Source organism: Microvirgula curvata (genome assembly GCF_054781615.1).
This window is the reverse complement of the sequence record NZ_BAAGUB010000032.1, coordinates 107,423-128,938: the sequence shown is the minus strand read 5'-3', so window position 1 is coordinate 128,938 and position 21,516 is coordinate 107,423. Positions and strand designations below refer to the sequence as shown.

Here is a 21,516-nt window from a genome sequence, read left to right as displayed (position 1 = left end):
GTCGATGCCGAACTGCTGGGGCGGCCGACGCTGTACCGGCAGGCCGCCGTCCGGCAGGCCCGCTTCGCCAGCCTGCCGGGTGGCGGGCGGTTCACCCTGGCGGCGGACCGGGCACGCTTTGGTTACGGCGGGCGGTTGAGTCTCGGCTTCCATGGCAGGGACAGCCGCCTCGATCTTGGCGCCCACATCGGTCGGGATGCGGTCAGCGGCGACCATGGTGTGACCGCGCGTTATCAGCGGGTGTTCTGAAAACGGGGGGACGCCAGCCCGGTGTGGCGGGCATGTTACGATGCGAGCTGCATTTCCCTGACTTTGCCCTTATGGCCCGACTGTTCTGCCGACTGCACCCCGCGACGCGTTTCCTGCTGTGGCTCGCGGTGGCCCTGCTGTTGCCGGCCCTGCCGCTGGCAGGGCTGGGTGCGCTGGCGGCACTTGGCGTCGCCATCCTGCTGGCCCTGTCGCCGACCGTGCTGGCCTCGACGCTGCGGCGTACCCGCTTGCTGCTGCTGACCCTGATGGTGGCGTTCGCCTGGACCGTGCCCGGCGACCCGGTGCTGGGCATGAGCTGGTCGCCGACCTGGCAGGGTCTGGAAGTTGGCGGCGAGCATGCGCTGCGACTGCTGGTGCTGGTCTGCCTGATTCGCGTGGTGTTGTTCCTGACGCCGGATACGGCGCAACTGGCCGGTCTGTACACGCTGATGATTCCGCTGCGCCGGCTGCGGCTGGATCCGGAGCGGATGGCGACGCTGCTGTGGCTGGCGCTGGATGAGGCCCGGCAGTGGCTGGACCGGCGGCGGGTTGCGCTGGCCGATGTCTGGGCGGCACTGGCGGCCGATGCGCCGGTGCCGGCCGATGCGTGTGGAATGACGCTACAATGTCCGCGTTTTCAACCTGTGGACGGTGTGGTTCTGGCGCTTGCCGCGCTCGGGGTCATGCTGGTATGGATCGCATGAGGATTGCCCTCGGGCTCGAATACGACGGACGTCATTTCTGCGGCTGGCAGACCCAGCCGGACGGGCGGACCGTGCAGGATGCACTGGAGGCGGCGCTGACGGAGATCGCCAGCCATCCGGTCAAGGTGCTGGCCGCCGGCCGGACCGATGCCGGCGTGCACGCGGCCGAACAGGTAGTGCATTTCGACACGCAGGCGAGCCGTCCGGCCACAGCCTGGGTGCGCGGCGTGAACCGTTTCCTGCCGCCCGGCGTCGCCGTGCTGTGGGCGCATGAGGTCAGCGACGACTTCCATGCCCGTTTCTCGGCGTCTGCCCGCTCGTACAGCTATTACCTGCTCAATCACCCGGTACGCCCGGGACTGGCAGCCGGCCGGGCCGGCTGGTTCCACTCGCCGCTCGATGTCGACGCCATGCGCGATGCCGCGCAACGCCTGCTCGGCACGCATGATTTTTCCAGCTTCCGCGCGGCCGAATGCCAGGCGCGCACGCCGGTCAAGTCGCTGGCCCGCTTCGATATCCATCAGCATGGCGACCTGATCCGTTTCGATCTCAATGCCGATGCGTTCCTGCACCACATGGTGCGCAATCTGGTCGGGGCGCTGGTCTATGTCGGCAAGGGGGCTTACCCGCCGGCGTGGATCGAGGCGCTGCTGGCCGAGCGTGACCGTCGCCGCGCGCCGCCGACCTTCATGCCGGACGGGCTGTACCTGACCGGCGTGACCTATCCACCGCATTTCGGGCTGCCGCAGACCGGCGGCCGGATCTTTTTCTGAAAGTCGCCATGATCGAGACGCCCCGCATCAAGGTGTGCGGCCTGACCCGGGCGCAGGATGCCCGTGACTGCGCGCGGCTCGGCGTCGATGCCATCGGCCTGGTGTTCTACCCGGACAGCCCGCGGCATGTGACACTGGAGCAGGCCCGGGCCGTGGTTGCGGCGCTGCCGCCGTTCGTCAGCGTGGTCGCGCTGTTCGTCGACCCGGCGCCGGCGCAGGTTGAAGCGGTGCTGGCCGCCGTGCCGGTGGACATGCTGCAGTTTCATGGTGACGAATCGCCGGACTTCTGCCGCGCGTTTCAGCGTCCGTACCTGAAAGCGGTACGCGTGCGGCCGGGGCTCGATTTGCTAGACTATGCCGGCCGCCATGCCGGCGCCCGCGGTCTGCTGTGCGACGCTTTTGTCCCCGGCCAGGCCGGCGGCACCGGCGCGACCTTCGACTGGCGTCTGCTGCCGCCAGCGCTGCCATTGCCACTGATCCTGTCCGGTGGACTGGACCCGGAAAACGTGACCGACGCCATCCGCCGTGTGCGGCCGGCGGCGGTCGATGTCTCGAGCGGCGTCGAAGCCGCCAAGGGAATCAAGGACGCCGCGAAAATCGCGGCATTCATCTCAGGAGTTCACGATGCATCCGTATGACATGCCCGATGCCCAGGGCCACTTCGGCCGGCACGGAGGGGTATTCGTCGCCGAGACGCTGATGTCCGCGCTCGACGAACTCAAGGCAGAGTACGAAAAGGCCAGGAACGATCCCGCGTTCATGGAAGAGTACCGCTACGAGCTGAAGCACTACGTCGGCCGGCCGAGTCCGATCTACTTTGCCAGCCGCCTGTCCGAGGCTGCCGGCGGCGCGCGGATCTTCCTCAAGCGCGAGGATCTGAACCATACCGGCGCGCACAAGGTCAACAACACCATCGGCCAGGCGCTGCTGGCCCGGCGCATGGGCAAGAAGCGGGTGATCGCCGAGACCGGTGCCGGCCAGCATGGCGTTGCCTCGGCGACGGTGGCGGCACGCTACGGCATGGAGTGCGTGGTCTACATGGGCGCCGAGGATGTCAAGCGCCAGGCGCCGAACGTGTTCCGCATGAAGCTGCTCGGCGCCACCGTGGTGCCGGTCGAGTCTGGCTCGCGGACGCTGAAGGACGCGATGAACGAGGCGATGCGCGACTGGGTCGCCAATATCGACAGCACCTATTACATCATCGGCACCTGCGCCGGCCCGCACCCGTACCCGATGCTGGTGCGCGATTTCCAGAAGGTGATCGGCGAGGAAGCCCGGATCCAGATGCCGCAGATGACCGGCGGGCAGCCGGATGCGGTGGTGGCCTGCGTCGGTGGCGGCTCGAACGCGATCGGGCTGTTCTACCCGTATATCGACGAACCGGGCGTGCGCATCATCGGTGTCGAGGCGGCTGGCGACGGCATCGCCACCGGCCGGCATGCCGCGCCGCTGACGGCCAATGCGCCGGTCGGCGTGCTGCACGGCAACCGCACCTACCTGATGCAGGACGAGAATGGCCAGATCGCCGAGACCCACTCGGTGTCGGCCGGCCTCGACTATCCCGGCGTCGGCCCGGAGCATGCGTACCTGAAGGATATCGGCCGTGCCGAGTATGTTGCCGTATCCGATGACGAGGCGCTGGAAGCGTTCCATGCGCTGTGCCGGCTGGAGGGCATCATTCCGGCACTGGAGTCGAGCCATGCCGTCGCCTACGCGATGAAGCTTGCCGCCGGCATGAGCGCGGAGCAGAGCATCCTGGTGTCGCTGTCCGGTCGTGGCGACAAGGACATCAATACCGTGGCGGGTCTCGCCGGCATCGAATTGTGAGCACAGCTATGAATCGTATCGACACCCGGCTGGCCGCCGTGGCCCGCGATGGCAAGAAGGCCCTGATTCCGTTCATTACCGCCGGTGACCCGACCCCGTCGGCCACCGTCGGCCTGATGCATGCGCTGGTGCGCGGCGGCGCCGATGTCATCGAACTCGGCATCCCGTTTTCCGACCCGATGGCCGATGGCCCGGTGATCCAGCTCGCCAGCGAGAGGGCGCTGGCGCATGGCGTCAGCCTGCGCACCGTACTTGGCCTGGTCGCGGATTTCCGTCGCGACGACAGCACCACGCCGGTCGTGCTGATGGGCTACCTGAACCCGATCGAGGCAATGGGCTACGAGGCCTTCGCCACGGCGGCCGCGGCCGCCGGTGTCGATGGCGTGCTGACCGTCGACTGCCCGCCGGAAGAAAGCGCCGAATACGCCGGGGTGCTGAAGGCCGCCGGCCTGGCGACGGTGTTCCTGATTGCGCCGACCACGCCGCTGAACCGGGTCGAGGCCGTCGGGGCGCTGGCCAGCGGCTATGTGTACTACGTGTCGCTGAAGGGCGTGACCGGTGCCGCCACGCTGGACCCGGCCGAGGTGTCAGCCCGCGTCACGGCGCTGAGACAGTACATCAAGCTGCCGATCGGGGTCGGGTTCGGCATTCGCGATGGCGAAACGGCGCGCCGCATCGGCGCGGTGGCCGACGCGGTGGTGATCGGTTCGCGGCTGGTGCAGGAGATCGAGGCCGCCGGCCCGGCTGCTGCGCCCGCCCGGCTGGAAGCGCTGCTGCGCGAGATCCGTACCGCGCTGGACGCCTGATCCGGCGATCGATGTCTGACAATTTTGCGCCCGCGAGGTAAACTCGCGGGTTTGCTGCATTCCACGGAGTTGCCATGAGCTGGTTGAACAAGCTCCTGCCGCCGAAGATCAAGAAGGACAACAAGCGACCGTCGGGCGTGCCCGAAGGGTTGTGGGCCAAATGCGTTGCCTGCGAGGCGGTGCTGTACCACACGGACCTGGAGAACAATCTCCATGTGTGTCCGAAGTGTGGGCACCATCACCCGCTGAATGCGCGTGCGCGGCTGGATGTCCTGCTTGATGCCGAAGGGCGGGCCGAGATTGGTGCGGAAGTCCGCCCGGTCGACATCCTGAAATTCAAGGACAGCAAGAAATACCCGGACCGGCTGGTTGCCGCCCACGAGCAGACCGGCGAAGACGACGCCATGGTGGTCATGCAGGGCGCGATTCTCAGCCTGCCGGTGGTCGTGGCCGCCTTCGAGTTCAAGTTTATCGGTGGCTCGATGGGGTCGGTGGTCGGCGAGCGCTTCGTGCGCGGCGTGCGTGCCGCCGTCGAGGCCGACTGCCCGTTCATCTGCGTGGCGGCCTCCGGTGGCGCGCGGATGCAGGAAGGCCTGAGTTCGCTGATGCAGATGGCCAAGACCAGTGCTGCGCTGCAACTGCTGACCGACCGCAAGCTGCCGTTCATCTCCATTCTGACCGACCCGACCATGGGCGGCGTCTCGGCCAGCTTCGCCTTCCTCGGCGACGTGGTGATTGGCGAACCGGGTGCGCTGATCGGCTTTGCCGGTCCGCGGGTCATCGAACAGACCGTACGCGAAACGCTGCCGGAAGGCTTCCAGCGTGCCGAGTTCCTGCTGGAGAAGGGCGCGCTCGACCAGATCATCGACCGGCGCGAGATGCGCGAGAAGGTGGCCGGCATGCTGACGCTGCTGATGCGGCAACCCGCCGCCGTCTGAGTCCGCGCCCGTCCGCCGACGGCCCGTCGTCCCCTCCGTTTGTCCGGGAGGGGCGGCGGGCCGTCTGTTTTTACCCGACCGGGTGCGGTGCCACACTGTCGGGGGCGCTGCGCCCCAGTTCCTCTGCCACCGCATCGAGAAAGACCCGGACCTTGGCCGGCATCAGCCGCCGGCCCGGCAGCAGCGCATACACGCGCAGCGGCAACGGCGGGTAATCGGGCAGGAGGGGGACAATTTCGCCGCGTTTCACCGCCTCGCTGCAGTAACTGTCCGACAGCAGGCCGATGCCGAGACCGGCGATCACGCCCTGCAGCAGCAGGCTGACGTTGTAGGCGCGCAGCCGGCCGCGAGGCTGGATGGTGACAATCTGGCCATCCGGCGCGCACAGCTGCCACTCCGGCTCGGCCGGGCTCATCAGACAGGGCAGGGTTGCCAGCTCGCCCGGGTGGACCAGCGTCTCCAGCCGCAACTGGTCGCGCAGGGCCGGCGAAGCGTACAGCCGGCGCGGCACGTCGTAGATGCGCCGTGCAATCTGGCCGGAATCGGGCAGTGGCGCGGCCTGCAGCCGGAACACGATATCGAAATCCTCGGCTCGCGGATCATGATGACGCGAAGTCAGCTCGACCTGGGCTTCCAGCGCCGGATGCTGCGCCAGCACCCGGTTGACGACGGTACCCAGCCGCAGGATGCCGAGTTCGTACGGTGAGGCGATCTTCAGCAGCCCGCGTGGTGCCTCGTTGTGGGCCATCGACTGCTCGAGCACGTTTTCCAGCCGCTGCAGCAGCGGGGCACTTTGTGCCCATAGCTGTTCACCCGCTTCGGTCAGGCGCAGATGCCGGGTGCTGCGCTCGAACAGACGGTTGCCCAGCGCGGCCTCCAGCCGTGTCACGGCGCGGCTGACACTGGATTTCGGCATGCCCAGCCGGCCGGCCGCAGCGGTAAAGCTGGCCGCTTCGGCCACGGCGACAAACAGGTTCAGGTCGTCAAGACAGTTCATTGTTCCAATATAGCAACAATCTAACCCGTTTTTCCCGATTATTGTCGCGAAAATATCTCTTATGCTGGCCTCTCCCAAGAGATTGCCTGCATGCCCAGATACCGTTTCCTGCACCGTCGGCGCTACATCGGCCTGCTGGCCGGCCTGATCACCTGTGTGGATTTCATGTCCACCGCCAGCGTGGTGACCGCCAGCGCCCATATCCGGGGTGGCCTGCATGCCGCGCCCGAGGATTTCCTGTGGCTGCTGAGCGCCTATGCCGCATCCGGCACCACCATGATCCTGCTGCTGGAACGCTTTACCCGGCTCATGCGCTTCCGCACCCTGCTGACGGGCTGTCTGGCGGTGTTCGTCGCCGGCGCGCTGCTGTCGTCCGTGAGTACCTCGTTCGGCATGCTGGTGCTGGCGCGGGTCATTCAGGGCATCGGTGGCGGACCGCTGTTCAGCGGCTCGCGCATCATGCTGCAGCAGGTTCTGCGGCCCGAGCAGCGGGGCAGGCAGCTGCGACTCTTCATGCTCGGTCTGTTCGGCTGCATGGCGCTGGTGCCGTGGCTGACCGGCGTGCTGGTGCAGGCCTGCAACTGGCAGGCGGTGTTCGTCATGCAGGCGACCTTCGGCACGCTGGTCCTGCTGCTGTGCTGGCGCCTGCTGCCGAAGGAAGCACACCTGCCGCGTGCCGCCGGCAATATCGACTGGCTGGCCCTGCTGGCGCTGAGTCTGGGCGTACTGCTGCTGCTGCACACGGTCCAGGACTACCGCTATACCCGGCTGTCACCGACCCTGGTGCTGACCGGTTCGGCCGCGCTGCTGCTGCTGATCTATGTCGGCCGGCACCTGCTGGTGCATGACGACCCGTGGCTGCACGTCAGGCGGGTGGTCAGCCGCCGCTACCTGGCCGGCCTTGGCTTCTACGCGTTCTATTATCTGCTGAATGGCGCCATTTCCTTCCTGGCGCCGCAGTACCTGCAGGCCGGAGAAGGATTCAATATCGCCACGACCGGGTTGATCCTCAGTACCAGCGGGGTGTGCACGGCGCTGGCACTGCCGGTCTACTACCGCCTGGCACCATGGATGACGGACCGGCGCAAGGTCATTGCCGCCGGTTTTGCGCTGTGCGCGCTGACGCTGGTCTGGCTGTCGGCCTCGGCGACCGGCGCAACGCCGGCCGATGCGCTGTTCCCCGTGTTTGCCCTGAAAGGGCTGTTTCCGCTGCTGACAGTGATCCAGGTCGCCGGGCTGACCTTTCGTGAAATCCCGCATCAGGACTTTATCCACGCCTATGCATTCAAGAATGTCATGCGCCAGATCGCGATCACGGCCGGTTCCGGTATCGGCAATCTGTTCTGGCTCGATGCCCTGGCCAGCAACCATACCGCACTGGTGGCGAAGCTGGACGGTTTCAATCCGCTGATGGTCGAGGGAGGATACGTCGATTCGGCCGCCAGCCTGGCCGGGCTGGCCGGCATGGTGGAACGGCAGGCGGTACTGCTCAGCGCCGACCAGGTGTTCATCTGGCTGGCGCTGCTGTGCGGGGTCGGGCTGGTGGCGGTGCTGTGGCAGAAGACGCTGCGTTAGCCTAGCGGTTGCCGGACGTCGGCGCTGCGCTGACCTGCTGGGTCTGCTTCAGCATCGACAGCGCGGTACCGACCATGCCGGCCACATCGGCTGCATTGGCCGGCAGCAGCATGGTGTTGCTGGTCTTGGCCAGCTTGCCGAATGCCTCGATGTACTGCTCGGCGACCTTCAGGTTCACGGCGTCGTTGCCGCCCTGTTTCTGGATGGCGGCGGCAACCAGACTGATGGCCTGGGCATTGGCATCGGCGACCAGACGCAGTGCAGCGGCTTCGCCCTCGGCGCGATTGATGGCTGCCTGCTTTTCGCCGGTCGACTGGTTGATCAGCGACTGCTGCTCGCCCTCGGATTTCTTGATCGCAGCTTCGCGCTGACCGGTAGCGATATTGATCTGCTCGATCTTCAGGCCTTCACTCTGGGCGATGCGGGCGCGCTTTTCGCGCTCGGCGGTGATCTGCTGCTGCATCGAGTGCAGGATCTCCTGCGGCGGCACCAGATCCTTGATCTCGTAGCGCAGGACCTTGACGCCCCAGGTGAACGCGGCTTCGTCGAGAGCGGCGACCACGGCGCGGTTGATCTCGTCGCGCTCCTCGAAGGTCTTGTCCAGCTCCATGCGGCCGATTACCGAACGCAGTGTGGTCTGGGCGAGCTGGGTAATGGCGATGATGTAATTGCTGGAACCGTATGACGCACGGTGCGGGTCGGTTACCTGGAAGTACAGAATGCCGTCGACGGTCAACTGGGTATTGTCGCGGGTAATGCAGACCTGGCTCGGGACATCGAGCGGGACTTCCTTCAGGCTGTGGCGATAGGCGAGGCGGTCGACGAACGGAATGATCAGGTTCAGGCCCGGCGACAGCGTGGCGTGATAGCGGCCGAGCCGCTCGATGACGAAGGCGCTTTGCTGCGGCACGATGCGGATGCCGCGGGAAACGAAAATGATGACCAGAACCAGAAAAACGATGGCGGCTTCCATTACCGTCCTTTCTTACGCATTGTCTGCGGTGATTTCGAGGGTGTTGCCGTCGAGGCGGGCGACCACGTAGCGTTCGTCCGGATGGCGCGGGCCGATCAGTTCGGCCTCCCATTCTGCGCCGCGGTAGCGGACGCGACACTGGGTCGGGCCGGTCCAGGTCAACAGCTGGACCGGGGCGCCGGCATCGAGGGACATCGGGGGAGAGGACGGGCGCAGGCTGCGGCGTTTGCGCCACAGCAGGCTCCAGCCGGCCAGCGTGACCACGCCGGCCGCTGCGGCCTGGACCGCCGCATCAAGGCCGAGAAAGGCCAGCAGGGCGGCGACCGCCAGGCCGACGGCAAGCACCAGCAGAAAGAAACTGCCGGAGAAGAGTTCCATCGCCAGCGCCAACAGCGCGACGACCAGCCACTGCATCCAGGTATCCATGCCTGAAGGATAACACGTGGTCCGTCATGCGCCCTCGCCGGGCGTGCCGTGCTAGCCGGGCTGACCGTCGGCGCGGTGTTTCAGGTAGATCGGAACCACTTTCCAGGCCCACACGGCCAGTACCAGCAGCCAGCCGATCGCCGCCGCCATCTGCAGCGGGCCGCGTGCCGCCGGCAGGAAATCGGACAGCACGCGGGAAAGGGCGACCAGGTGCATGCCGAGATAGACCAGGATCAGCACCCGGCCGACCTGAAGCGGGCGACCGCTGTGGCCCAGCGTGACGCGGGTGGCGAAGCCCAGCAGCATGGTGGCGAAGAAGCCGGCGGTCATCGCGTGCAGTGGCGCATACCCGCCGACCCAGATGCCGGCCAGCGCCAGCCCGGACTGCAGTGCATACAGGCTGAAGGCGATCGCGCACCACAGAAAGGCCGCGTGCAGCATGCCGAGCAGTGGCACGCGGAAGGTGCGCCAGACCTGCCAGCGCCAGCATACGTACCACTGCAGCAGCGCGGCGGCGACATCGACCGGGAACGACGTGACGCCGGTCAGCTCGGCCAGTCCGTGCAGCGCACTGCCGGCCAGCATGGCGAACAGCAACCAGCGTGGCCGCCAGACCGTGTAGGGCTGCAGCACATTGCCGGTAAAGAACGGCACCATCCGGTGACAGACGGTCAGGAACACCGGCAGCAGGAAACCCCACAGCGCCAGGCTGCGGGTGGCAAGCCACAGGCGCGCATCACCGGCCGCGATCCAGGCCAGCCCGCACAGCAGGCCGATCACGCCGATCACGAACGCGCACAGCACCATCCAGGCATGCAGCCGGTCCGGCGCGCGACTGGCACGAATCCGGTCGAACCAGACCAGGGTCAGGCCGGCAAAACCCAGGGTATACAGCGCCATCCCGGCCAGTACGACCGGTGCGGACAGCCGGGTGCCGGCCAGCACGGTCAGCAGGCCGGCCGCCATCAGCGCGACCACGGCCAGCCAGCGCGGCGGCCGCGGCGGCGGTACCGCCAGCCATTTGGGGCCCGCGGTCAGGATGAAGCCGGACATGAAGAACGGAAAGATCCCGTACAGCATCAGCCAGCCGTGCGCCTGGCTCGGTACCACGCTCAGCGCCGGCGGCGCGGCCGAAAAGTGGACCATCCACCACCAGGCCATCGTGGCGATGGCTGCGAGCGCGCCGCAGAGGAACAGGGAACGGTGGGGGGCGGAGAACAGGGCCATGACGGATACCGGATTGAAGGTGGGAAAGTGTCGGTTGCCGGTGGATTGTGCGTCATTGACGTGGATCAAGGCCATCGGCAAGCTGTCCCCATGGCCGACGGGGGCACCGGCTTCTCCGGTATGGGCCAGCGGGCGGGAAACCGACACTTTTTTCACGTGCTTCCGCCCGCGGGGCGGGAGGCATGCACCGTGGCCCGACCACAGTGTCACGGCCCCGCCGGGGCAGCGTCCTTGAGACGCATCAAGGTAATCCTTCCCGGCTGTCCATAGTCAGGTAGAAGGATTCCTCAACCGGGCCGGAAAGCGGCACAATCGCGGCTGATCGGTTTGTCATGGAGTCCGGAATGTCACAGTTAGATTTGCGCGGCTGCCTGCGTCACCACCCGTTGTTCGGGGCGCTGTCAGAAACCGATATCGGTGGCCTGCTGCCGCACGTGCATGAACTGCGCTATCCGCGTGGTCAGGTGCTGTTCCAGCGTGGCGACGTCTGTGACGGCGTCCATCTGCTGATCACCGGGATGGTCAAATTGTCGGTCACGGCACCGCAGGGCAACGAGAAGATCGTCGAATTGATCCGGCCCGGGCAGAGCTTCGGCGAGGCGGTCATGTTCCTCGATCGCAGCTATCCGGTCATGGCCCAGGCGCTGGAGGATTCTTTCCTGCTGATGGTGGAAAAACGCGCCATCGTCGGTGCCATCGAGGCCGACCCGCGTTTTGCCCGCTCGATGCTGGCCGGGCTGTCGACCCGCCTGCACGGGCTGATTCGCGATGTGGAGTCGTATTCGATGCAGAATGCGGTTCAGCGCGTGATCGCCTTCCTGCTGCAATGCGTGGCCGACGAGGATACCCAGGGGTATTGCGTGGTGCTGCCGGTCAACAAGAACCTGATCGCGTCGCGGCTGAACCTGACCCCGGAAACCCTGTCCCGCACGCTGCACCAGCTGGTCACCCAGCAATTGATCAGCGTCAACGGGCGCGAGATCGAAATTCTCGACAGCGAGCGGCTGAGTCAGCTGCTGCAACCGGCATAATCCATGTCATCCGGTAGAAATTATGCTTCATGAGTTAGGGTGCGGCATGAAGTTGCGATTACAATCGCGGGTCTAAAATGACCTACCGGATCTTTTCCCCTTGCCTCGTCCCCGCCGTCGCCGTCTTCGCTCGCCCGGTCTGATCGGGGAGTCGGCCGCCTTCTCCAGCGTCGTTCCGCTGCTGGCCCTGCTGTTCGGCGTCTTGCTGTGCGGTTTCCAGGCCATCGAACTCTACCAGTCTCGGCATGAAGAAGTCAGCCGGGCGGAAGCCAGTGCCGGCAATCTGCGCCGTCTGCTCGAGTCGCGCCTGGTCGGCATGTTCCGGGAAGTGGAACTGGTGCTGATCGCCGTCGAGGGCGGGGTCCATACGCGCTGGGTCGAGCACTTGTCGGCCCGGGACCCGGTCGACCGGGCCAGGCTGGAACAGGTGCTGCGCTATTACAGCGGCCGCCTGCCGCAGGCCGGGCAGGTCGGCGTGGTCAGCCCGGATGGACGGCTGCTGGCGCTCGACCATTACGGCAAGGTCTGGACGGCGGACGTGTCCGACCGCGACTACCTGCGCATCATGCGCGATGACCCGTCGATCAAGGTGTATTACTCGCGGCCGATGTACAGCCGGATCGACAAGCGGCATATCGTGACCATCGTCCGCCGGATCCATACTGCCGACGGCCACTTTGCCGGCCTGCTGCTCAGTGATATCGGCATCAGCTATATCGAGGACATGCTGTCGAGTACCGACTACGGTCCGCATGGTGTCGTGGCGCTGCGCGACACGGCGCTGGATGTTGTGGCCCGTTATCCGGCTGCGCGGGTCCAGGGGACGCCGGGCAACCACCCGATGGTCGAGCAGATGGCTGCCGGCCAGCCCGGCGGGGTGGTCCGCTTCCGCTCGATCAATGATGGCGAAATGCGCCTGTACAGCTGGGGCTGGCTGCCGGGCATGCCCTATGTGCTGGCGGTCGGCCTGTCCGAACGCGACTATCTGACCGACTGGCATGGACGCATCCTGGTGGCCGGTGCCGCCGGGGCGATCCTGGCCGTACTCGGTTCGGGGATTTTCCTGCTGTACCGCCGCGACCGCCGCCGGCATGCGGCCCTGCTCGAGCACCAGAAGCGGCTGCGCGCCAGCGAGGCCCGCTTCCGCCGCCTGGTCAATGCGATGCCGACACCGGTTATCGTCACCCGGCCGGACGCGCGCCGGGTGCTGTTCGCCAACCCGCCATCGGCGGAACTGCTGGCCCCCGGTGATGACGATCCGGATCAGCGCCAGTTGCGGCTGGATGAGGTCGAGCGGGTCTGGCTGGTGGAGAAGGTCGACGAGGCCGGCGATGTGTCCGGCCGGGAAATGCCGCTGGTGCGACCTGACGGCGAGGCCATGTGGGTACTGGTCTCGGCCAGCGCGATCCTGTTCGACGACGGGCCGGCGCTGCTGATCGGCATCAACGACATTACGGCCCGGCGGGCGCTGGAAGAGCGCCTGCAGGTGCTGGCGACCACCGATACGCTGACCGGCATCGCCAATCGCGGCAGCCTGCTGGAGCGTGGCGAGGGCCTGCTGCAGCTGGCCATGCGCCATCAGCGGCCATTGTCGGTGCTGATGCTCGACATCGATCATTTCAAGCGCATCAATGACAGCCATGGGCACCATATCGGCGACGAGGCCATCCGGGCCACGGTGCGCTGCTGCATCGACACCCTGCGGGCCAGCGACGTGCCGGGGCGGCTTGGCGGCGAGGAATTTGCCATCGTCATGCCGGAAACCGGCCTGACCGATGCGGTGCTGGTGGCCGAACGGCTGCGCGTCGCCATCGGCAAGCAGGCGATCTTGCTGGATGGCATTGCGCCGTTGCACCTGACGGTCAGCATCGGCGTGGCCAGCCATGACCCCGCCCGGCCGGAAACCTTTGCCGCCATGCTGATCCGCGCCGACCTGGCGCTGTATGCGGCCAAGAACAACGGCCGCGACCGGGTCGAAGTCGCCGACTGACGGCCGCCGGCATCAACGGCAAACGGCGGCGAGCCCACCGGGTCGCCGCCGTTTCAGACTGTCCATGTCCCCTGTCCACGCAGAACGGCCGCGCGAAACGGGGTTTCCCTGCGGCGGCGCCGGGTCCGGTGCTGCCTGTTACTGCTTTGCGTCTTCCGGCGGCGCTTCGTGCGACTTGCGGATGAAGTAAACGATACAGGTGCAGACGATGCCCAGCGTGATGAGGATGACGAGCAGGCTCAGGATGCCGACATCGGACGAAAAGAGATCAAGCATGAGTTCCATGGCGGAAGCGCTCCTGTGGATGTCCCCGTCGGGGTGACCGGGCTTTGATAGCTATTGTCTGACGAAGTCGGGTAATGACAATTGATTGACGTCAAACCCGGTGGTATTCCTCCTGTCGTGGTGACAACCCGGCCGACATGCCCGCCATCCCGGAAACCCCTGCACAAAATATCTTAAACACCCCGCGGCGGCGGGTGAGCGGCGTTGCGCCCATGTGGCTGACTATGGACCGTTTTTCTGCTGGGCGAACAAGCGCTTACCTGCTGCTGGTGTTCAATATTTTGACCGTTCGCCTTGACACGGAAAATTAATTCCGCATCGCAAAAACATTGTTGTTAGAATTCGCGCCTTTCCGAACGTCCCCGCAACAAAAGAGTCGCGGCTCCAACGCGATTCTGGGAGGACACGGGGTGTAGCCCGCCCCGTGTTCCCGACAGGCGGCGCCATCCCGCTTGAAGACTCTCTAGGCGCTATTCGGCCCAAAGCCGTGAAACGGAGGACGGGTTTTTTAATCTGGCGTGCATCACCTGAGCACTCGTGCGCCGTGCGTTAAAGGACAACGTTTCATGGCTTGGACTGTCAATGACAGCCGGAATCTCTACGGGATCCGGCACTGGGGAAGTCACTTCTACGACGTGGGGGACAACGGCAGTGTCGTCGTGCGCCCGCACGGCAAGGATGGCCACCCGATCGATCTGCACAAACTGGTTGGCGAACTGCGCGCCAGCGGTCTGCAACTGCCGCTGCTGGTCCGTTTCCCCGACATTCTGGAACAGCGTGCCCGCCGCATCATCGACGGCTTCGACCAGGCCCGAAAGGACTGGGAATATCCGGCAGGCTACACGCTGCTGTACCCGATCAAGGTCAACCAGCAGGAAGCGGTGATCAAGGCGATCATCGCCGACGAAACGCTGCCGATCGGCCTCGAAGCGGGCTCCAAGCCCGAACTGATGGCCGTGCTGGCGCTCGCGCATCCGGGCGGCAAGATCACCTGCAATGGCTACAAGGACCGCGAGTTCGTGCGCCTGGCGCTGATCGGGCAGAAACTCGGCCACGAAGTCTTCATCGTGATCGAGAAGGAAATCGAGGTCCAGTATGTGATCGAGGAAGCGCAGAAGCTCGGCGTGGTGCCGAATGTCGGCCTGCGCGTGCGCCTGTCGCAGGGCACCGGCCAGTGGGCCGATACCGGCGGCGACAAGGCCAAGTTCGGCCTGTCCGCCGCACAGCTGCTGACGGTGGCCGACCGCTTTATCGCTGCCGGCCTGAAGGATTCGGTGCGGCTGCTGCACTTCCACATGGGTTCGCAGATTGCGAACATCGCCGACTACCGCCAGGGCTTCCGCGAAGCGCTGCGCTACCTCGGCGAACTGGCGCGCCTCGGCCTGCCGCTCGATCACATGGACGTCGGCGGCGGTCTGGGCGTCGACTATGACGGCACCCACTCGCGCAATGCCAGTTCGGTCAACTACACCATCGGCGAATACGCCGAGACCATCGTGTCGATGACCAAGAACTTCTGCGAAGAGCAGGGCATCCGCTGCCCGCACCTGATGAGCGAGTCCGGCCGTGCGCTGACCGCCCATCACGCGGTGCTGGTGATGAACGTGACCGACGTCGAGCGCCGCAACGACGACATGCCGGACATCAAGTCGCTGGCCGATATCGAAGAGCTGCCGACCGCACTGGAAAAGTTGTACGAACTGGCCTCCAGCGAAGACATCCTGACCATGACGGAAACCTATTTCCGTGCCGGCCAGTATGTGTCGACCGTGGCTGACATGTATGTCGAAGGCGTGGCCGGTCTGCGCGAGAAGGCATTTGCCGAACAGTGCTACGCCGCGCTGGGCCGCCGGATCTATCGTGACCTGAACACGCTGCAGCGTGCGCACCGCCCGGTGTTCGACGAACTGAGCGAGAAGCTGGCCGACAAGTACTTCTGCAATTTCTCGGTGTTCCAGTCGCTGCCGGATACCTGGGCCATCGGCCAGTTGCTGCCGATTGCGCCGATCCACCGCCTGACCGAACAGCCGACCCGTCGCGCCGTGCTGCAGGATCTGACCTGCGACTCCGACGGCAAGGTCACGCAGTATGTCGACCAGCAGTCGATCGAATCGACCATGCCGGTGCATGAAGTGAAGGCGGGCGACGACTACCTGCTGGGCGTGTTCCTGGTCGGTGCCTACCAGGAGATTCTCGGCGACATGCACAATCTGTTCGGTGATACCGACAGCGTGAACGTCTATGCCGATGACGCCGGCCGCATCAACTGGGGCGGGATCGAGGAGCACGACACCATCGAGGACATGCTGCGTTACGTCCACCTGTCGCCGGACGAGCTGATGCGCCGCTACCACGACAAGCTGGCCGGTGCGCCGCTCAGCGATGCCGAGCGCGGCGAGTACCTTGGCGCCTTCCGCCACGGGCTGACCCAGTCGTCGTACCTGATGGTGTGACAGGACGCCTGACCGGCCGTTGCGGCCGGACATGACAGCGGCGCCGGGGGAAACCCTGGCGCCGTTTTTCATTGCCGGACAGAATCTCCGGCAGCAGAAGCAGGGGAAAAAAAGGCGGCGGGGTACGATACCCCGTCGCCTTTTTCCTGCTTTGCCGGCGGCTTACAGCCTGGTGGCGACCCAGCCCTGCACGCTGGCCAGTGCGCCGGCCAGCTTGCCCGGTTCGGTGCCGCCGGCCATGGCCGTATCCGGCTTGCCGCCCCCCTTGCCGCCGACCTGGGCGGCAACGTGGTTGACCAGTTCGCCGGCCTTGACCTTGCCGGTCAGGTTGGCGGTCACGCCGGCGGCCAGCTGCACCTTGCCGTCGCTGTGGCTGCCAAGCACGATGATGGCGCTGCCGAGCTTGTCCTTCAGTGTCTGCAGCGTGTCGCGCAGCGTGGCGACATCGGCGCCGTCGAGTTCGACTGCCAGCACCTTGACGCCGGCCACGTCGACCGCACCGGCCGCCAGTTCGTCACCGGCGCTGGCGGCCAGCTTGCCCTTCAGCCGGCCGACTTCCTTCTCCAGCGTGCGGACATGGTCCTGCAGGCCGGCGATCTTGCTGACCACTTCCTCATGGCTTTGTGCCTTCAGCGCGGCGCTGGCCTGTTGCACCAGTGCGTCCTGGGCCTGGATGTAGCGCAGCGCACCTTCGCCGGTAAAGGCCTCGATGCGGCGGATGCCGGCGGCGACGCCGGATTCGGCCACGATCTTGAACAGGCCGATATCGCCGGTACGCTTGACGTGGGTACCGCCGCACAGCTCGGTCGAGAAGTCGCCCATTTTCAGTACCCGGACCACATCGCCGTACTTCTCGCCAAACAGTGCCATGGCACCGGTCTTCAGCGCTTCGTCGTGCGGCATCAGCGTCGCGGTCACTTCGTAGTTGGCCGCGATGACATGATTGACCACGCGTTCGATCTCGGCGATTTCCGCTGCCGTGACCGGCTGGCCGTGCGAGAAGTCGAAGCGGGTACGTTCGGCATTGACCAGCGAACCCTTCTGGGCGACATGCTTGCCCAGCACTTCGTGCAGCGCGGCATGCATCAGGTGGGTCGCCGAGTGGTTGCGCTGGGTGGCGAGGCGCACGTGCAGGTCGATGGTCGCCGTCACGCTGTCGCCGACCTTCAGGCCGCCGCGCACCAGCTTGCCGCGGTGACCGAACGAGGTCGCGGTGATCTTGCTGGTTTCGAGCACGTCGAACAGCGCGGCCACGCCGCCGCCGGCCGACAGGGTGCCGACGTCGCCAACCTGGCCACCGCCTTCGGCGTAGAACGGCGTGCGGTCGAGCACGACCACGCCGTCATCGCCGGCCACCAGGCTGTCAACCGGATGACCGTCCTTGTACAGCGCCAGCACGCGGCCTTCGCTGCTGGACTCGGTATAGCCTTCGAAGCAGGTGTCGGCGCCGTCGTAGTCGAGCTTGCCGCCCATCTTGAACGTGCTGGCCGCCCGCGACTGGGCGCGCTGGGTGTCCATGGCGGCATCGAAGCCGGCCTGGTCGACGCTCAGTCCGCGCTCGCGGCAGATGTCGGCGGTCAGGTCGAGCGGGAAACCGAAGGTATCGTACAGCTGGAAGGCGGTCTTGCCGTCCAGCACCTTGTCGCCATTGGCCAGCGCCTGTTCCAGCAGCGCCATGCCCTTGTCCAGCGTTTCGGCGAACTTGATTTCTTCCTGGCGCAGCGCGTCTTCGATCACGCTCTGCTTCTGGCGCAGTTCCGGATAGGCATCGCCCATCTCGTCGGTCAGGTCCTGCACCAGCTTGTGGAAGAACAGGCCTTTCTGGCCGAGCTTGTAGCCGTGGCGGATGGCACGGCGGATGATGCGGCGCAGCACATAGCCGCGGCCGTCATTGCTCGGCATCACGCCGTCGGCAACCAGGAAGCTGCAGGCGCGGATATGGTCGGCGATGACCTTCAGCGACGGCTCTTCCATGCTGAACGGCACGCCGGTTTCACGGGCGGCGGCATGGATCAGGTTCTGGAACAGGTCGATCTCGTAGTTCGAGTGCACATGCTGCAGCACGGCCGAGATGCGTTCCAGGCCCATGCCGGTGTCGACCGACGGCTTCGGCAGCGGGTTCATGGTGCCGCTTTCATCGCGGTTGAACTGCATGAACACGTTGTTCCAGATCTCGATGAAGCGGTCACCGTCTTCTTCCGGGCTTCCCGGAGGGCCACCCCAGATATCGGCGCCGTGGTCATAGAAAATCTCGGTACACGGGCCGCACGGGCCGGTGTCGCCCATCTGCCAGAAGTTGTCCGAGGCGTACGGGGCACCCTTGTTGTCGCCGATGCGGACGATCTTGTCGGCCGGGACGCCGATGTCCTCGTTCCAGATGTCGAACGCTTCGTCATCCGATGCGTACACGGTCACCATCAGCTTGTCCTTCGGCAGATTCAGCCAGTCGGACGAGGTGAGGAATTCCCACGCGTAGTGGATGGCGTCGCGCTTGAAGTAGTCGCCGAAGCTGAAGTTGCCCAGCATTTCGAAGAAAGTGTGGTGACGCGCGGTGTAGCCGACGTTTTCGAGGTCGTTGTGCTTGCCGCCGGCGCGGACACACTTCTGCGACGTGGTGGCGCGGGTGTACGGGCGCTTGTCAAAGCCGAGGAACACGTCCTTGAACTGGTTCATGCCGGCATTGGTGAACAGCAGCGTCGGGTCTTCCCACGGTACCAGCGAACTGGAAGCAACCACCTGGTGACCTTTGCTCGCGAAGAAGTCGAGATACTTCTGACGGATTTCGGAGGCTTTCATGTCTCGTATTCATTTGCAGCGGTTTCAGGACGCTTGTCTCGCAACCGTCGTGAAACCGCTTGAGTTGGGGTAGCAGTAGCAATGCCCAGCGTAATGGCCGGGCATTGTCATGCTTCGGTGAACGTCCCGATTTTCTTATGAACGCGGGCAGGATGCAATGCGCGCGGGCGCCGGGTGGGCAAATGCCTGCCGGCCGGGCAGGGGATCGGCGGCGGTTCGGGTTTGACAAATGATTAGGTGCCATATTATAAGTCGGCTTATGAACTGGCTTGAACAAAAACATCTGGCCCTGCTCGACGGGGCGGGGCGCCGGCAACAGCCGGATCTGGACAAGGTGCGGCTGTGCTTCGAGCTGCTGGCGCTGGGCGCGGCCATTGACCGCGACTGTGCGACCCGGCTCGGGCGTCACCGGCTGTCGGAAGGGAAGTTCGTGCTGCTGTTTCTGCTGCTCGACGCCGGGGACGGTCTGTCGCCGCATCAACTGGCCGAACGGGCCGGGGTGACGCGCGCCACCATTACCGGCCTGCTCGACGGGCTGGAGCGCGACGGCTTTGTCGTCCGTGCCGCCGATCCGCTTGACCGGCGCCGGGTCACGGTCCGGCTGACGGCCGCCGGCCGGGAGACGGCCGCCATGCTGGCCGACGAGCATTCGCGCTGGATCGCGACGCTGTTCGCCGATGTGACCGCGGCGGAGCAGCAACAGCTGAGCCGCCTGCTGCAGCGTATCTGGCTGCGGACCGATGCCGGCCGTGACGGCCAGCCGCCGCCGGCCACCCCGTTCTCACCCACCTGAAACAAGGAAAAATCCCATGGCGCACTATCTGGCTGAACTCTATTCACCGAAACCGGCCTGGCTGGCACTGGACCCGGCTGGCCGACAGCGGTTCTTCGACGGCGTGGGCGCCGGCATGGGGGCGCTGATGGCCCTCGGGGTCGAGGTACTCGCCATGGGCGAGGTGGAGGCCGGCAGCCTGCATCCCGCACCGCAGCGTTTCTTCGCCCTGTGGCGGCTGGCCGATCAGGCCGCGCTCGATGCGCTGCTGGGCGGCATTGCCGCCTCGGGCTGGCATGACTACTTCGATACCGTCAATGCCGGCGGCCGTGGCACGGACCTGGGCGGGCATCTGGCCCAGCTTGCCGCCGTGGCGTGAAAGGACACGACGCGCGAAAATGGCGTTTTACCCTGAACGCCGTTAAATGACTCTTCCCGTGGATGCGCGAGCCGGTCGCTGGCTCGGTGTTGTCGCCCTGGCGCTGGCCGCCTTTATCTTCAACACCACCGAGTTCGTACCGGTCGCGCTATTGAGCGATATCGGCCGGAGTTTCGACATGCCGGTCGCCACGGTCGGGCTGATGATGACGATCTATGCGTGGATGGTGGCGCTGGCTTCGCTGCCGCTGATGCTGCTGACCCGCAATATCGAACGTCGTCGCCTGCTGCTGCTGGTTTTCCTGCTGTTTATCGGCAGTCATCTGCTGTCCGGTATTGCCTGGAATTTTGCCATCCTGCTGCTGAGCCGGATCGGCATTGCCATTTCCCATGCCGTGTTCTGGTCGATTACCGCGTCGCTTGCGGTGCGCGTGGCGCCGGAGGGCAAGCGGGTCCAGGCGCTGGGGCTGCTGGCTACCGGCACTTCGCTGGCCATGGTGCTCGGCATCCCGCTCGGGCGGGTGATCGGCGAGGCGCTTGGCTGGCGCTCGACCTTCCTGCTGATCGGGGCCCTGGCCGGGCTGACCCTGCTGTGCCTGATGAAAGCGCTGCCGCTGCTGCCCAGTCGCAATGCGGGTTCGCTCGCCAGCCTGCCGATCCTGTTCCGCCGGCCAAGGCTGGTCGTGTTCTATCTGCTGACCGTGCTGGTCATCAGCGCACAATTCACCGCTTACAGCTATGTCGAACCGTTTGCGCAGACCGTGGCGCAGCTGAGCGGCGACATGACCACGGTCCTGCTGCTGCTGTTCGGTGGTGCCGGCATTCTGGGCTCGGTACTGTTCAGCCGCTACAGCAACCGCTTTCCGAAGGGCTTTGTGCTGGTGAGCATCGGCGGGCTGGCGCTGTGCCTGCTGTTGCTGCTGCCGCTGTCCGGCAGCGCCGTGGCGCTGGGCGGACTGAGTGCGGCATGGGGGGTGGCCATCATGAGCTTCAGTCTGGTGATGCAGTCAAAGGTGATGTCCCAGGCGCCGGATGCGACCGATGTGGCAATGTCACTGTATTCCGGTATCTACAATATCGGCATCGGCGCCGGCGCCCTGCTCGGCAGCGTGGTCAGCCGTCAGCTGGGGCTGGCCCATGTCGGCCTTGTCGGCGGGCTGCTGGCCGTGGGCGGGCTGGTCCTGTGCGGCGGCGCCATCTGGCACTTTTCCCGCCACCCCGTTCCGCAGCCGCAATAGCTGTCCTGCCGGCCGGCAATGAAAAATCCCGCCCACCGTAAAGGTGGAGCGGGATTTTTTGACTGTCGGCGGGTATCA

21 protein-coding genes are annotated in these 21,516 nt (G+C 65.6%); 15 read left to right on the top strand and 6 right to left on the bottom strand.

What is annotated here, in order from left to right; translation table 11 throughout:
* The 7 genes from ACYVG8_RS14550 to accD form a co-directional block, all read left to right on the top strand.
* The coding region (locus tag ACYVG8_RS14550) for a hypothetical protein (protein WP_460746157.1) at positions 1-249 on the top strand (249 nt) is incomplete at its 5' end.
* Between the two features lie 71 nt (positions 250-320).
* Positions 321-953 (top strand): CbiQ family ECF transporter T component, encoded by a 633-nt coding sequence (locus tag ACYVG8_RS14545; RefSeq protein WP_051528768.1) that lies wholly within the window; start codon positions 321-323, stop codon positions 951-953.
* Complete coding sequence (truA, locus tag ACYVG8_RS14540) at positions 950-1,726, top strand: tRNA pseudouridine(38-40) synthase TruA (protein WP_028498889.1); 777 nt, start codon at positions 950-952, stop codon at positions 1,724-1,726. The genes ACYVG8_RS14545 and truA overlap by 4 nt, the downstream gene beginning before the upstream one ends.
* A gap of 8 nt (positions 1,727-1,734) precedes the next feature.
* A complete protein-coding gene (locus ACYVG8_RS14535; RefSeq protein ID WP_460746155.1) occupies positions 1,735-2,364 on the top strand; it encodes a phosphoribosylanthranilate isomerase in 630 nt (209 codons plus the stop codon).
* Positions 2,351-3,553, top strand: coding sequence for a tryptophan synthase subunit beta (trpB, locus tag ACYVG8_RS14530; protein WP_028498887.1), 1,203 nt, complete (start codon positions 2,351-2,353; stop codon positions 3,551-3,553). The genes ACYVG8_RS14535 and trpB overlap by 14 nt, the downstream gene beginning before the upstream one ends.
* A gap of 8 nt (positions 3,554-3,561) precedes the next feature.
* Positions 3,562-4,359 (top strand): tryptophan synthase subunit alpha, encoded by a 798-nt coding sequence (gene trpA / locus ACYVG8_RS14525; RefSeq protein WP_028498886.1) that lies wholly within the window; start codon positions 3,562-3,564, stop codon positions 4,357-4,359.
* Between the two features lie 74 nt (positions 4,360-4,433).
* A complete protein-coding gene (gene accD, locus ACYVG8_RS14520) occupies positions 4,434-5,297 on the top strand; it encodes an acetyl-CoA carboxylase, carboxyltransferase subunit beta (protein WP_028498885.1) in 864 nt (287 codons plus the stop codon).
* Between the two features lie 70 nt (positions 5,298-5,367).
* Here the strand turns inward: accD and ACYVG8_RS14515 are convergent, their stop codons facing one another.
* A complete protein-coding gene (locus tag ACYVG8_RS14515) occupies positions 5,368-6,294 on the bottom strand; it encodes a LysR family transcriptional regulator (protein ID WP_460746154.1) in 927 nt (308 codons plus the stop codon).
* A 90-nt stretch (positions 6,295-6,384) separates the two neighbouring features.
* Between ACYVG8_RS14515 and ACYVG8_RS14510 the strand changes: the two genes are divergently transcribed.
* Positions 6,385-7,869 (top strand): MFS transporter, encoded by a 1,485-nt coding sequence (locus ACYVG8_RS14510; RefSeq protein ID WP_107889694.1) that lies wholly within the window; start codon positions 6,385-6,387, stop codon positions 7,867-7,869.
* Between the two features lies 1 nt (position 7,870).
* Here ACYVG8_RS14510 and ACYVG8_RS14505 read toward each other — a convergent pair whose 3' ends face one another.
* The 3 genes from ACYVG8_RS14505 to ACYVG8_RS14495 form a co-directional block, all read right to left on the bottom strand.
* Positions 7,871-8,842 (bottom strand): SPFH domain-containing protein, encoded by a 972-nt coding sequence (locus ACYVG8_RS14505; protein ID WP_028498884.1) that lies wholly within the window; start codon positions 8,840-8,842, stop codon positions 7,871-7,873.
* A gap of 12 nt (positions 8,843-8,854) precedes the next feature.
* Positions 8,855-9,256: an NfeD family protein gene (locus tag ACYVG8_RS14500; protein WP_460746152.1), complete on the bottom strand. Its 402-nt coding sequence runs from the start codon at positions 9,254-9,256 to the stop codon at positions 8,855-8,857.
* 63 nt (positions 9,257-9,319) lie between these two features.
* The gene (locus tag ACYVG8_RS14495; RefSeq protein WP_460746151.1) at positions 9,320-10,495 is read right to left on the bottom strand and encodes an NnrS family protein; all 1,176 of its coding nucleotides are present in this window, start codon (positions 10,493-10,495) and stop codon (positions 9,320-9,322) included.
* A gap of 344 nt (positions 10,496-10,839) precedes the next feature.
* Between ACYVG8_RS14495 and ACYVG8_RS14490 the strand changes: the two genes are divergently transcribed.
* Together ACYVG8_RS14490 and ACYVG8_RS14485 are read left to right on the top strand one after the other, a co-directional pair.
* A complete protein-coding gene (locus tag ACYVG8_RS14490; RefSeq protein ID WP_028498882.1) occupies positions 10,840-11,526 on the top strand; it encodes a Crp/Fnr family transcriptional regulator in 687 nt (228 codons plus the stop codon).
* 100 nt (positions 11,527-11,626) lie between these two features.
* On the top strand, positions 11,627-13,516 hold the full coding sequence (locus tag ACYVG8_RS14485; RefSeq protein WP_460746149.1) for a sensor domain-containing diguanylate cyclase: 1,890 nt from the start codon (positions 11,627-11,629) through the stop codon (positions 13,514-13,516).
* Positions 13,517-13,654: 138 nt separating this feature from the next.
* Here ACYVG8_RS14485 and ACYVG8_RS14480 read toward each other — a convergent pair whose 3' ends face one another.
* Positions 13,655-13,801 carry a DUF3149 domain-containing protein gene (locus ACYVG8_RS14480; protein WP_084299955.1) on the bottom strand — a complete coding sequence of 49 codons (147 nt, stop codon included), beginning with the start codon at positions 13,799-13,801 and terminating at the stop codon, positions 13,655-13,657.
* A gap of 137 nt (positions 13,802-13,938) precedes the next feature.
* Here ACYVG8_RS14480 and ACYVG8_RS14475 point away from each other — a divergent pair, with 137 nt between their 5' ends.
* Both ACYVG8_RS14475 and speA read left to right on the top strand, forming a co-directional pair.
* Positions 13,939-14,112, top strand: coding sequence for a hypothetical protein (locus tag ACYVG8_RS14475; protein ID WP_460746148.1), 174 nt, complete (start codon positions 13,939-13,941; stop codon positions 14,110-14,112).
* Between the two features lie 255 nt (positions 14,113-14,367).
* Positions 14,368-16,254 carry an arginine decarboxylase gene (gene speA, locus ACYVG8_RS14470; protein WP_028498880.1) on the top strand — a complete coding sequence of 629 codons (1,887 nt, stop codon included), beginning with the start codon at positions 14,368-14,370 and terminating at the stop codon, positions 16,252-16,254.
* A gap of 162 nt (positions 16,255-16,416) precedes the next feature.
* Here the strand turns inward: speA and alaS are convergent, their stop codons facing one another.
* Positions 16,417-19,050: an alanine--tRNA ligase gene (gene alaS, locus ACYVG8_RS14465; RefSeq protein ID WP_460746146.1), complete on the bottom strand. Its 2,634-nt coding sequence runs from the start codon at positions 19,048-19,050 to the stop codon at positions 16,417-16,419.
* Positions 19,051-19,309: 259 nt separating this feature from the next.
* Between alaS and ACYVG8_RS14460 the strand changes: the two genes are divergently transcribed.
* The 3 genes from ACYVG8_RS14460 to ACYVG8_RS14450 are packed head-to-tail and all read left to right on the top strand — an operon-like array spanning position 19,310 to position 21,438.
* On the top strand, positions 19,310-19,843 hold the full coding sequence (locus ACYVG8_RS14460; protein ID WP_107889698.1) for a MarR family winged helix-turn-helix transcriptional regulator: 534 nt from the start codon (positions 19,310-19,312) through the stop codon (positions 19,841-19,843).
* Positions 19,844-19,859: 16 nt separating this feature from the next.
* On the top strand, positions 19,860-20,201 hold the full coding sequence (locus tag ACYVG8_RS14455) for a DUF6616 family protein (RefSeq protein WP_028498877.1): 342 nt from the start codon (positions 19,860-19,862) through the stop codon (positions 20,199-20,201).
* Positions 20,202-20,247: 46 nt separating this feature from the next.
* Entirely contained in the window at positions 20,248-21,438 is a 1,191-nt protein-coding gene (locus ACYVG8_RS14450; protein ID WP_107889699.1) for a sugar transporter, read from the top strand.
* The last annotated feature ends 78 nt before the right edge of the window (positions 21,439-21,516 follow it).